Genomic DNA, 12,406 nt, shown 5'->3' with positions numbered 1-12,406 from the left:
ACCTGCACATCGTCGGACCCAACATGGCCACCCAGCCCTACGGCATCGGGGTCAACCTGACCAACACCGGGCTGGTCCGGTTCGTCAACGGCACCCTGGAGCGGATCCGCCGGGACGGCACGTGGAACACGTTGTACCGCAAGTGGTTGACGGTGCTGGGGCCCGCGCCCGCGCCACCGACGCCGAGGTATCTGGACTGATGGCCGAGTCGGAGAAGATCGAGCAGCCGGAAACCGGCGCCGACGAAAGCCCGGGCACCCAGCCGCCGGACACGCAGGGCGGCGGCCCGACCACGGGGCGCATCCAGGCCACCCAGGCGCTGTTCCGACCCGACTTCGAAGATGACGACGACGACTTTCCGCACATCTCGCTGGGCACCCTGGACAGCGATCCGCAAGACCGGGTGACGGTGGGGACGCGGGTGCTGCCACCGGTCCGCCACCTCGGCGGCGGCCTGGTCGAGATTCCGCGGGTGCGCGACATCGACCCGCTCGAGGCCCTGATGACCAGCCCGGTGGTGCCGGAGGGCAAGCGGTTCTGCTGGAACTGCGGGAAACCGGTCGGCCGGTCCGGCAAGGAGGGCAAGGGCAAGTCGGAGGGCTGGTGCCCCGCCTGCGGCAGCGCGTATTCGTTTCTGCCACAGCTGAACCCGGGTGACATCGTCGCCAACCAGTACGAGGTCAAGGGCTGCATCGCGCACGGCGGGCTGGGATGGGTGTACCTGGCGGTCGACCACAACGTCAACGACCGCCCGGTGGTGCTCAAGGGCCTGGTGCATTCGGGCGACGCCGAGGCGCAGGCGATCGCGATGGCCGAACGGCAGTTCCTCGCCGAGGTGGTCCACCCGCAGATCGTGCAGATCTTCAACTTCGTCGAGCACAAGGACCGCGGCGGCAACCCGGTCGGCTACATCGTCATGGAGTACATCGGCGGGCAGCCGCTCAAGCACGGCAAGGACAAGAAGCTCCCCGTCGCCGAGGCCATCGCCTACCTGCTGGAGATCCTGCCGGCGCTGACGTATCTGCACTCGATCGGCTTGGTCTACAACGACCTCAAGCCGGAGAACATCATGCTGACCGAGGAGCAGCTGAAGCTGATCGACCTGGGGGCGGTGTCGCGCGTCAACTCGTTCGGCTACCTCTACGGCACGCCGGGATTCCAGGCGCCCGAGATCGTGCGGACCGGCCCGACGGTCGCGACCGACATCTACACCGTGGGGCGCACCCTCGCGGCGCTGACGGTGAACCTGCCCACCCGCAACGGCCGCTACGTCGACGGCCTGCCCGACGACGACCCCGTGCTGGCGACCTACGACTCGTACCGGCGGTTGCTGCGCCGCGCCATTGACCCCGACCCGCGGCGCCGATTCGCCAGCACCGAAGAGTTGTCCGCCCAGCTGATGGGCGTGCTGCGGGAGGTCGTCGCCCAGGACACCGGCGTGCCGCGGCCGGGCCTGTCGACCATCTTCAGCCCGAGCCGCTCGACGTTCGGGGTGGACCTGCTGGTCGCGCACACCGACGTCTACCTGGACGGCCAGGTCCACTCGGAGCGGCTGACGGCCCGCGAGATCGTCACGGCGCTACAGGTGCCGCTGGTCGACCCGGCCGACGTCGCCGCCCCCGTGCTGCAGGCGACGGTCCTCTCTCAGCCGGTGCAGACCCTGGATTCGTTGCGCGCGGCCCGCCACGGCACGCTGGACGCCGACGGCGTCGAGGTGTCCGAGTCGACCGAGTTGCCGCTGATGGAGGTTCGCGCGCTGCTCGACCTGGGCGACGTGGCCAAGGCCACCCGGAAGCTGGACGACCTGGCCGAGCGGGTTGGCTGGCAGTGGCGGCTGGTTTGGTATCGGGCCGTCGCCGAGCTGCTCACCGGCGACTACGACTCCGCCAGAACGCATTTCACCGAGGTACTGGATACCTTCCCCGGCGAGCTGGCGCCCAAGCTGGCGTTGGCGGCCACCGCCGAGCTGGCCGGTGACGTCGATGAGCAGAGGTACTACCAGACGGTGTGGAAGACCAACGACGGGGTGATCTCGGCGGCCTTCGGGCTGGCCAGATGGCTGTCCGCCGAGGGCGATCGCGCCGGCGCGGTGCGCACGCTCGACGAGGTGCCGCCCACCTCAAGGCATTTCACCACCGCGCGGCTGACGAGTGCGGTGACCCTGCTGTCCGGCCGGTCGAAGAGCGAGATCACCGAGGAGGACATCCGCGACGCCGCCCGGCGGGTGGAGGCGCTGCCCCCGACCGAACCGCGGGTGCTGCAGATCCGCGCGCTGGTGCTGGGCTGTGCGATGGACTGGCTGGAGGACAACAGGGCCAGCACCAATCACATTCTGGGTTTCCCGTTCACCGAGCACGGGCTGCGCCTGGGCGTCGAGGCCGCGCTGCGCAACCTCGCCCGGGTGGCGCCCACCCAGCGGCACCGCTACGCGTTGGTGGACATGGCGAACCGGGTGCGGCCGACGAGCACGTTCTGAGTTGCGCCCTTGGCGCGATCGCATGTGCGTCCAGGGCGGCGACACGCCGTACGGCCCCACCCTGAGCGCACGCTCAAAGCCCTGAGCGCACACGCGATGCGGCCAGCGCGGCGCGAACCCGCCGCACGATCGCGGCCGGCCGGTCCTCGGCGACCACCCGGACGACGATCCAGCCCAACTCCTCGAGCATCTCGGCGCGCCGAATGTCCTTGACGTATTGGCGCCGGTCGGTGCGGTGTTGGTCGCCGTCGTATTCGACCGCCACCAGGTGCTCCTCCCAGCCCATGTCGAGGTAGGCGAAGGGAATGCCGTCGTCGGCTAGCACCGGGATCTGTGTTTGGGGCCGCGGCAGGCCACCGTCGATCAGGAGCAGCCGCAGGTAGCTCTCCCTGGGCGACTGCGACCCGGGGTCGAACAGCGCCAGCGCGGCTTCCAGGCGCCGCAGGCCGGGCGAGCCGGGATGGCATCCCGCGACGCGCAGCACGTCGTCGGCCTTGAAGCCCGTCGCCCGGGCCAGTGCGTCCAGCCGCGCGACGGCCGAGCGCACAGCCCCGCGCCGGCCGATGTCGAAGGCGGTGCGCTCGGGCGTGCTGACCGGGTAGCCGCCGACGAGCTGCGTCTCGCCGTCCAGCAGCACACCGCGCCGCGTCAGCACGCCGCGCGGCGGGCGGCCGTTGGCATGCGCCAGCTCGACGGGCACGTCGTCGGGAATCCATTCGGCGCCATGCAGTCTGGCGGCGGCGGCCCCGACCACCGTCGCCCTGCGCCCCGACCACAGCCAGGCCGCCCGGATGCGCAGCTCCAGCGAGAGCTGGGCGTCGTCGGGCAGGTAGACGTTCGGGAAGACGGGGCGGTAACGGGCCCGCAGTTCATGGCGGCTCAGCACGCCCGACCGCAGGGCCTCGCTGCCGAGGAAGGGTTGTTCCATGCCGGGAAGGTTCGCACCGCACCGCAGAGCCTCGTGTGCGGCCATCCACAGGGAAAACATAGGTCCATGCCGCAGAGTTGACCCATGCCTGGGCAGTCCACCGCATGGGTCAGCACGGCCCGCGCGCTACGGCGAGCCGGGTTCGGGGTGACCGGACCCGAGGTGGACGCCGCACTGGGCGGCGACTGGCCAACTTACGTCGATGCCATGCTGGCCGCGAATCCCGATGCCGACCCGGGAGCGATCGCCAGCCCGATGCCGACGTTGACGCCACCCCGACCGCCCGGAAAGTCCGCCGCGCCCGCGGCCCGCAAGCAGTACAACCAGCAGCTCTCCGAGCAGCAGCGCGCGTTGTCCGACTGGTGGCTGCACCGCATGGTCAGCGTGCGGCAGCCGCTTGGTGAGAAGCTGACCCTGTTGTGGCACAACCACTTCGCCACCTCCGCGCAGAAGGTCCGGGTCGCGGCGTACATGGCCGCACAGAACCAGAAGCTGCGCACCCTGTCGCTGGGCGACTTCCGCACCCTGGCCTACGCGATGCTGACCGACGCCGCGATGCTGCGCTGGCTGGACGGGCAGAGCAGCACCGCCAAGGCACCGAACGAGAACCTCGCTCGCGAGTTCATGGAGCTGTTCACGCTGGGACACGGCAACGGCTACACCGAGGACGACGTGCGCAACGGCGCCCGCGCGCTGACGGGCTGGCTGATCGGCGCCGACGGCAACACGACGCTGGCCCCGAAACGCCATGACGGCGCGGCCAAGACGCTGTTCGGGCAGACCCGTGACTTCGACGCCGCCGGGTTCTGCGACGCCGTGCTGGCCCAGCCGAAGTCGGCGGAGTACGTCGCGGGACGGTTGTGGCGACAGCTGGCCTCCGATGATCCGCCGTCGCGCCCCACGCTCGACAGGCTGGTCGCCGCGTACGGCCCCGGCCGGGACCTGCGTGCGCTGACCCGGGCGATCCTCACCGACGACGAGTTCGTCCACGGCCGGGCCACTGTCGTCAACCCGCCCGTCGAATGGCTCGTCGGCGTCATGCGCGCCCTGCGGGTGCCCCTCGACCCATCCACTCGAAAAGTCACCGACGCGACGTTGCACGCCCTCGGGCAGCGGCCGTTCTATCCGCCGAGCGTCGGCGGCTGGCCGCAGGGCCAGGTGTGGCTGTCCACCGCAAGCGCCGAGGCGCGGCTGCGGGCCGCCAACCGGCTCGCGCACGCCGGCGACCTGTCCGGCGTCGAAAGCGCCGCGCCCGGTGACCGCATCGACGCGGTCGGCTACCTGATCGGCATCGGCGACTGGTCGGACCGGACCGCCGACGCGCTGCAACCCCTGGTGCGCAACCCGCCACAACTGGTCGCCGCCGCGGTCAACACCCCCGAATACCTGACGTCCTAGCGAGAACACGATGCCCGAGATGAACCGCCGCAGATTCCTGGCCGCCAGCGCCGGTGTGGGCGCGGCCGGCCTGTTGTCGACGGCGGTGGCGGTCCGCTGGCAAGACCTGATGCGCGCCGCCGGGGACCGGCCGCTGGCCGACGGCGCGGGCGTGCTGGTGCTGGTCACGCTCTACGGCGGCAACGACGGGATCAACACCCTGATCCCCTACGCGGACAACGCGTATCACGACGCCCGGCCGGAACTGGCCTACGCCCCGGGCGACGTCCTGCACCTCGACGAGGCGCTTGGTCTCAACCCCGCCCTGAAGGGTCTGGCGCAGTTGTGGGGCCGGCGGCAGCTCGCCATCGTGCGGGGAGTGGGTTATCCGCGGCCCGACCACAGCCACTTCCGGTCCATGGATATCTGGCAGACGGCGTCTCCCGCCGAGCCCGTGTCGACGGGCTGGATCGGCCGCTGGCTCGACGCCACCGGCGACGACCCGCTGCGGGCGGTCAACATCGGTCCCGTGCTTCCGCCACTCGCGGTGGGCGAAAAGCACACCGCCGCAGCGCTTTCCACGGCCCCGGAGCCGACCGGACAGGGCCTCGACACGCTGATGGGCGCGCTCGGCGCCGAGGACCGCGACGACACCCCGGCGATGGCCGCGGTGTGCAAGGCCTACCGGGCCGCCCGCACCACCGCCAACGCCTTCGAATCGGTGAAAGCCGCAGGAAACCAAGGTAACTCCCTGTCCGCACAACTGAGCCTGGTGGCCGAGGCGGTCCAGGCCCGCGTGCCGACACGGGTCTACACGGTGCAATTGGGCGGCTTCGACACGCACGCCGGGGAACGGGCCACGCAGCAGCGGCTGCTCGCGACGTTCGATGAGGCGGTGACCTCGTTCCTGCAGCGGGTCGCCGGCCGCAACGTCGTCGTGGTGGCGTATTCGGAGTTCGGCCGCCGGGTGCGCGCCAACGCGTCCCAGGGCACCGATCACGGCACCGCCGGTCCCGTCTTCGTCGCGGGCGCGCCCGTTCGGGGCGGTTTCTACGGCGACGAACCCAGCCTCACCGACCTCGATAACGGGGACCTGAAGTACACCACCGACTTTCGCGACGTGTACCACGAGCTGCTCGCGCGGACCGTGGGGACGGATCCCGCGCCGTCGGTGGGCGCCGGGCGGAAGAGCCTCGGCTTCCTAACCGCTTAGCGCGCTCACGCAGTCGCGGGCGATGGCCAGTTCCTCGTTGGTCGGGATCACCAGCACGGCGATCGGAGATTCGTCGGCGGAGATCTGCCTGGCGCCCTTGCCGCCGCCGAGGTTGCGGCGCTCGTCGAGCACGATGCCCAGCTCCTCCAGGCCCGCCACCGCGTCGCGGCGCACCGCCGCGTCGTTCTCCCCGATGCCGGCGGTGAAGCTGATGACGTCGGTGTGTCCCAGCACCGCCAGGTAGGCGCCGATGTATTTGCGCAGCCGATGGGTGAACACGCCGTAGGCCAATTGCGCTGCGGCGTCGCCGGATTCGATCATGGTGCGCAGCCGCCGGAAGTCGCGCTCGCCCGACAGCCCGACCACCCCGGACCGCTGGTTGAGCATGGATTCCACCTCGTCGACGCCCATTTTGGCGACGTGGCAGAGGTAGCTGACGATGCTGGGGTCGATGTCGCCGCTGCGGGTGCCCATCACCAGACCCTCCAGCGGCGTCAGGCCCATCGACGTGTCCAGCGGCCTGCTACCGGCGATCGCCGACGCCGAGCAGCCGTTACCCAGGTGCAGCACAATCTGTTTCAGGCCGCCCAGCGGCCGGTCCAGGAAGGCGGCGGCCTGCTGGCTCACATAGCGGTGCGACGTGCCGTGAAACCCGTAACGGCGGATCTTCCAGCGTTCGGCCAAGCCGCGGTCGATCGCATAGGTGGCGGCGGCGGGCGGCATGTCGTGGAAGAACGCCGTGTCGAAGACCGCGATGTGCGGGACATCGGGCAGCAGCTTGCGGGCCACCTCGATTCCCTTGACCGCGGGCGGGTTGTGCAGCGGCGCCAGTTCGGACAATTCGTCGAGCTTGCGGATCACCGCGTCGTCCACCGGCGTCGGCTTGTAGAAGGTGTTGCCGCCGTGTACGACTCGGTGGCCCACCGCCACCAGTCCGCAATTCCCGAGGTCGATCCCCTTCTCGGACAGCGCGTCGAAGGCCTGGCGCAGCGCCGCGTCGTGGTCGTGAACCGGTGACGACTCCTCCCCGATCCGTTCGACGTTGCCGGTCGCGCGGGCGACACCCGAATCCGGTTCGACCAACTGGTATTTCAGCGACGACGAGCCGGAGTTGATCACCAGCACGGCCCGGTTCGCGCTAGTCACGGACGTCCTGGGCCTGGATCGCGGTGATGGCAACGGTATTCACGATGTCTTCGACCAGCGCGCCGCGGGACAGGTCGTTCACCGGCTTGCGCAGGCCCTGCAGCACCGGCCCGATGGCGATCGCCCCGGCGCTGCGCTGCACGGCCTTGTAGGTGTTGTTGCCGGTGTTGAGGTCGGGGAACACCAGCACGGTGGCACGGCCGGCCACCGGCGAGCCACGCAGCTTGGTGGCCGCGACGGACGGTTCGATCGCGGCGTCGTACTGGATGGGCCCCTCGACCGGCAGCTCCGGCGCCCGCCGCCGCACCAATTCGGTTGCGGTTCTGACCTTGTCGACGTCGGCACCGGTGCCCGACTCGCCGGTCGAGTACGACAGCATCGCCACCCGCGGTTCGATGCCGAATTGCGATGCGGTGCGGGCGGAGGAGATCGCGATGTCGGCCAGTTGCTCCGGCGTCGGGTTCGGGATGATGGCGCAGTCGCCATAGGCCAGCACCCGGTCGGGCAGGCACATCAGGAAGATGCTGGACACCGTCGAGACGTCGGGCACGGTCTTGATGATCTCGAAGGCCGGCCGAACCGTGTGCGCCGTGGTGTGGGCGGCGCCCGACACCATGCCGTCGACCATGCCGTTGTAGACCATCATCGTGCCGAAATACGTGGCGTCGCGCATGATCTCGCGGGCGTGCTCGGCGGTGACACCCTTGGCCTTGCGCAGCTCGGCGTACTGATCGGCGAACCGGGAGCGGAGGTCGCTGGTGCGCGGGTCGATCACCTGCGCGCCGTCGAGGTCCACCCCGAGCTCCCCCGAGCGCTGCCGGATCTGCGCCTCGTCGCCCAGCACGGTGAGGTCGGCGACGCGGCGCTGCAGCACCCGGCCGGCCGACTTGAGGATGCGGTCGTCGTCCCCCTCGGGCAGGACGATGTGCTTGCGATCCGCCCGCGCCTGCAGCGTCAGGCGGTGGATGAACATCTGCGGCGTGGTCACGGTGGGAATCGGAATGGCAAGCTGTTCAAGCAGATCCGGGACGTCGACGTAGCGGTCCATCAGCTCCAGCGCGGTGTCGATCTTGCGCAGCGAGTTCGCCGTGACGCGGCCGCGCGCCGCGGCGGCGGCGCTGGCCGCGTCGTAGGTGCCCAGCGTGGTGGCGATGATCGGCAGCCGCAGCCGCAGCCCGGCGACCAGCGCCGCGATGGAAGGGTGCAGCTGGAAGCCGCCGTTGAGGACGATGCAGGACAGCGACGGAAACCCTTCGGCCCCATGGGCGCTCGCCACGGCCAACACCACGTCCGACCGGTCGCCGGGGGTGATCACCGCCATGCCGTCGCTCAGCCGTTCCAGCACGTGGTCGGCGGTCATGCCGGCGACCAGCACGCCGGTGACCTCGCGTTCGCGCAGCGACGCCTCACCGCTGACCGGCGTTCCGCCGACGGCCTTTTCGAGTTCGGCCACCGTCGGAGCCGACAGCAGCGGCTCCTCGGGCAGCACGTAGCTGCGCTGGGTGAAGGCCTCCAGCGCCTCGGCGACCTCGTCCAGCTGAGCCGGTTCACAGCGGTTGGCGACCACCGCGGCGGCGTGGGCGCGCTGGTTGGACAGCTCGGCCAGGCACGCCGCGACGACGCCGGCCACCTCGTCGGGGGTCCGGCCCCGGCCGCTGACCGTGAGCAGCACGGGCGCACCGAGGTTGACGGCGATCCGGGCGTTGACGGAGAGCTCGGCCGGCCGCGCGACGTCGGTGTAGTCGCTGCCCACGATCACCACCGCGTCGCAGTCGTCGGCCATCGCGTGATAGGCGTCGACGATGGTGGCGATCGCGGCGTCGGTGTCGGCGTGCAGTTGCTGATACGTGACGCCGACGCACTGCTCGTAGGGCACGCCCGCGGTGGTGTGCTGCAGCAGCAGATCCAGGATGTAGTCGTGGTCCTTGCCGTCGGGCACGCGCGTGATGGGCCGGAACACACCCACTTTGGCGACGGTCGCGGTCAGGCGGTGCAGCAGCCCGAGCGCGAGCGTCGACTTGCCGGTCTCCGGTTCCGGAGCGGCGATGTAGATGGCCGAGGGTTCAGGCAAGTCGCCGCAGCCTGGGGGCCAGGTCCTTTTCGAAGAGCTCGAGGAACCGGCGCTGGTCGTGGCCGGGCGCGTGGAACACCAGGTGGTTGAGCCCCCAGTCGACGTAGTCCTTGACCTTTTCGACGGCCTCGTCGGGGTCCGACGCGACGATCCAGCGCTTGGTGATCTGCTCGATCGGGAGCGCGTCGGCGGCCTTCTCCATCTCGATCGGGTCGTCGATGCTGTGCTTCTGCTCGGCGGTCAGCGACAGCGGCGCCCAGAACCGGGTGTTCTCGCGGGCCAGCTCCGGGTCGGTGTCGTAGGAGATCTTGATCTCGATCATCCGGTCGATCTCATCCGCGTTCTTGCCCGCCGCTTCGGCGCCCTCGCGCATCGCGGGGATGAGCTTGTCCTTGTAGAGCTCTTCGCCCTTGCCGGAGGTGCAGATGAATCCGTCGCCTGCGCGCCCGGCGTACTTGGCCACCTGCGGTCCGCCCGCGGCGATGTAGATCGGGATGCCGCCCTCGGGCACGTCGTAGATCGAGGCGCCCTTCGTCTTGTAGTACTCGCCGTCGAAGTCGACGCGGTCGCCGAGCCACAGTTCGCGCATCAGCCGCACCGACTCGCGCAGCCGCGCGTAGCGTTCCTTGAACTCGGGCCACTCGCCCTCGTATCCGGTGGCGATCTCGTTCAGCGCCTCGCCGGTTCCCACACCGAGGAAGATGCGGTTCGGGTAAAGGCAGCCCATGGTGGCGAAGGCCTGGGCGATGACGGCGGGGTTGTACCGGAAGGTCGGCGTCAACACCGAGGTGCCCAGCACGATCCGCTTGGTGCGTTCGCCGACGGCGGTCATCCAGGCCAGCGAGAAGGGGGCGTGCCCGCCCTTGTGCCGCCAGGGCTGGAAGTGATCGCTGACGGTTGCGCTGTCCATGCCGTGCGCTTCGGCGGCGACGGCGAGTTCGACGAGCTCGCGCGGTGCGAATTGTTCGGCGGATGCCTTGTATCCAAGTTTCAGTTCAGCCACGGGTCATTTCTACTCCTCCGCCTACACTCGCGGGCATGGCGGAGCTCGTTCAAGTCACCGACCGGGTTCACCTCGCCCAGGGCGAGGCGGTCAACTGGACTCTGGTCACCGACGACAACGGCGTGATGCTGATCGACGCCGGCTATCCCGGCGACCGCCAGGACGTGCTGGCCTCGCTGTCCGCGCTGGGCTTCGGCCCGGACGACGTGCGCGCCATCGTGTTGACGCACGCACACATCGACCACCTGGGCACCGCGATCTGGTTCGCCGACGCGCACGGCATCCCGGTTTACTGCCACGCGGACGAGGTGGGGCACGCGAAGCGGGAGTACCTCGAGCAGGTGTCTATTGTCGATGTGGCGCTGCGCATTTGGCGGCCCCGGTGGGCCAAGTGGACGGCCCACGTGGTCCGCAGCGGCGGCCTGATCCGCGACGGCATCCCGACCGCTCGGGCGTTGACCGCGGAGCTGGCCGCGAGCCTGCCGGGCCAACCGAGCCCGGTCTTCAGCCCCGGCCACACCAACGGGCACTGCTCGTATCTGGTCGACGGTGTGCTGGTCAGTGGCGACGCCCTCATCACCGGGCACCCACTACTGCGCCGCAGCGGGCCGCAACTGCTGCCGGCGATCTTCAGCTACAACCAACAGGACTGCATCCGCACCCTGTCCGCGCTCGCGCTGCTGGAGACCGAGGTCCTGCTGCCGGGCCACGGCGACGTGTGGCGGGGGCCGATTCGGGAGGCGACCGCGGCGGCCCTCGCGCTCGCCGAAAGCTGAAGCCTGGTGGCGCCGAGTGTGGGCCCTGGGTACACCAACGGCCCGAAATTCGTCCGTAGACCCCACACTCGGTGAAACTCACTGACCGTCGAGAACCAGCCATTTCTCGAAGGCGATCGGGACGAACGGTCCCCAGGACGGCAGCGGATCGGCGGGCACCCGGGTATACCCGGTCGCGTCGTACAGCGCCTCGGCCTCGGGTTGCCGGTTGCCGGTGATCAGGTACAGCCGCCGATACCCGCGCGCGGCGGTCTCGGCCTCCAGCGCCGCGAGCAGGATTCGGGCGTAACCGCGCCGCCGGTGCGCGCGGTCGGTCCAAATGCGTTTGAGTTCGGCGGTCTCGGCGTCGTACCGCCGAAAGGCGCCGCCGGTGACGGGCACGCCGTCGAGCACCCCGATCAGCAGCCCACCGTCCGGCGCGGCCAGCTCCGCCTCCGGCACCGGCAGCCAGGACAAGTGCGTGCTCGGCGTGCCGCCGTAGCGCTGCGCGTACTCGTCGGCCAGCTCGGCCAGCAGGGGCTGCGCCAGCGGATCGTTGTGCGTGGCCGACACGAACCGCAGCGCTGATTGGTCAGAACCCGGCATGAACGTCTAAACCCTTGTGGCGGTGAGGTATTCCGGGACGAAGTCCGTCCCCCCACGCGGGGGCGCCGGCAGCCCCATCGCGCCCGACAGGTCGCCGACGCTGCGCTGCGCCGTCACCCAGCCGTTGGCGCCCAGATACTCGGGGACGTAGTGGTATCGGCCCGGATGCGTCAGGCTGGCCAGGTCGATCTCCACGCCGTGGCGGCGCCAGCCGTCGACGAAGGACCGCTCCGCCTCCAGGAGCAGGGGGGTCCAGGTGGGCATGTGATCGCAGGCGAGCCGGCTGCCGGCGGCGCTCATCGCGGTGACGCCCTGCAGCACCCGGTCCTGCAGTGCCGGCGTCAGGTAGCCGATGAGCAACTGCTCGGCGACCCACACCGTGGGCGCGGCGGCGTCGAAGCCGACGCGCCGCAGCGCGGCCGGCCAATCCTGGTGCAGGTCGACGCCGACCGCGCGCCGGCTCGCGGTCAGTTCGGCGCCCTGGTCGCGCAGCACTTCGGCTTTGAAGTCGAGCACCTCGGGCCGGTCGATCTCGTAAACCGTCGTCCCGGGCGGCCACCACAACCGGTACGGCCGGGTGTCCATGCCGGACACCAACAGCACCACCTGACGAAAGCCCGCCCCGACGGCATCGGCGACGAACTCGTCGACGAACCGGGTGTGCGCCGCGCAGAGGTCCAGGAACCTCGGGCCGCCCGCGTCGTCCGCGGCGAACCGGTCGTCGTCGATCACGCGGGCGAGCGGGTCCACCCCGGCGGCGCGCACCAACGGTTCGGCGAACGGATCGCTCAGCAGCCCCCTGTTGGTGGCGACCGCGCGCGCGGCGGCGCC

At 70.2% G+C, this 12,406-nt stretch carries 11 protein-coding genes; 5 read left to right on the top strand and 6 right to left on the bottom strand.

Annotation, left to right across the window (positions count from 1 at the left end; all coding sequences use genetic code 11):
* Together A9X05_RS24350 and A9X05_RS24345 are read left to right on the top strand one after the other, a co-directional pair.
* On the top strand, positions 1–200 hold a 200-nt coding region (locus A9X05_RS24350), incomplete at its 5' end, for a transporter substrate-binding domain-containing protein (RefSeq protein WP_156669951.1).
* Positions 200–2,476 carry a serine/threonine-protein kinase PknG gene (locus A9X05_RS24345; protein ID WP_067749955.1) on the top strand — a complete coding sequence of 759 codons (2,277 nt, stop codon included), beginning with the start codon at positions 200–202 and terminating at the stop codon, positions 2,474–2,476. The genes A9X05_RS24350 and A9X05_RS24345, both read left to right, overlap by 1 nt.
* Positions 2,477–2,549: 73 nt before the next feature.
* On the opposite strand, the gene A9X05_RS24340 is transcribed toward A9X05_RS24345, so the two are convergent.
* Positions 2,550–3,404, bottom strand: a complete 855-nt coding sequence (locus tag A9X05_RS24340; protein ID WP_067749960.1) for a DUF559 domain-containing protein — start codon at positions 3,402–3,404, stop codon at positions 2,550–2,552.
* An 84-nt stretch (positions 3,405–3,488) separates the two neighbouring features.
* Between A9X05_RS24340 and A9X05_RS24335 the strand changes: the two genes are divergently transcribed.
* Together A9X05_RS24335 and A9X05_RS24330 are read left to right on the top strand one after the other, a co-directional pair.
* Entirely contained in the window at positions 3,489–4,802 is a 1,314-nt protein-coding gene (locus A9X05_RS24335; protein ID WP_067749953.1) for a DUF1800 domain-containing protein, read from the top strand.
* Positions 4,803–4,812: 10 nt separating this feature from the next.
* Positions 4,813–5,994: a DUF1501 domain-containing protein gene (locus A9X05_RS24330; RefSeq protein ID WP_067784534.1), complete on the top strand. Its 1,182-nt coding sequence runs from the start codon at positions 4,813–4,815 to the stop codon at positions 5,992–5,994.
* On the opposite strand, the gene A9X05_RS24325 is transcribed toward A9X05_RS24330, so the two are convergent.
* The 3 genes from A9X05_RS24325 to fgd are packed head-to-tail and all read right to left on the bottom strand — an operon-like array spanning position 5,983 to position 10,214.
* Positions 5,983–7,119, bottom strand: coding sequence for an acetate kinase (locus A9X05_RS24325; protein WP_067749957.1), 1,137 nt, complete (start codon positions 7,117–7,119; stop codon positions 5,983–5,985). The two genes, A9X05_RS24330 and A9X05_RS24325, sit on opposite strands and share 12 nt — an antisense overlap.
* Positions 7,120–7,132: 13 nt before the next feature.
* On the bottom strand, positions 7,133–9,211 hold the full coding sequence (gene pta / locus A9X05_RS24320; RefSeq protein ID WP_067784532.1) for a phosphate acetyltransferase: 2,079 nt from the start codon (positions 9,209–9,211) through the stop codon (positions 7,133–7,135).
* A complete protein-coding gene (gene fgd / locus A9X05_RS24315; RefSeq protein WP_067749946.1) occupies positions 9,204–10,214 on the bottom strand; it encodes a glucose-6-phosphate dehydrogenase (coenzyme-F420) in 1,011 nt (336 codons plus the stop codon). The genes pta and fgd overlap by 8 nt, the downstream gene beginning before the upstream one ends.
* Before the next feature lie 35 nt (positions 10,215–10,249).
* On the opposite strand from fgd, the gene A9X05_RS24310 reads away from it, so the two are divergent.
* Positions 10,250–10,990 (top strand): MBL fold metallo-hydrolase, encoded by a 741-nt coding sequence (locus A9X05_RS24310; RefSeq protein ID WP_067749945.1) that lies wholly within the window; start codon positions 10,250–10,252, stop codon positions 10,988–10,990.
* 78 nt (positions 10,991–11,068) lie between these two features.
* Here the strand turns inward: A9X05_RS24310 and A9X05_RS24305 are convergent, their stop codons facing one another.
* Complete coding sequence (locus tag A9X05_RS24305) at positions 11,069–11,575, bottom strand: GNAT family N-acetyltransferase (protein ID WP_067784529.1); 507 nt, start codon at positions 11,573–11,575, stop codon at positions 11,069–11,071.
* A 6-nt stretch (positions 11,576–11,581) separates the two neighbouring features.
* Positions 11,582–12,406, bottom strand: an 825-nt coding sequence (locus A9X05_RS24300; RefSeq protein WP_067784526.1) for a class I SAM-dependent methyltransferase, incomplete at its 5' end; no start/stop codon positions are given.

This window comes from Mycobacterium sp. E3298, from assembly GCF_001666895.1.
Lineage (GTDB): Bacteria > Actinomycetota > Actinomycetes > Mycobacteriales > Mycobacteriaceae > Mycobacterium.
This window is presented reverse-complemented; position numbering and strand designations above follow the sequence as displayed.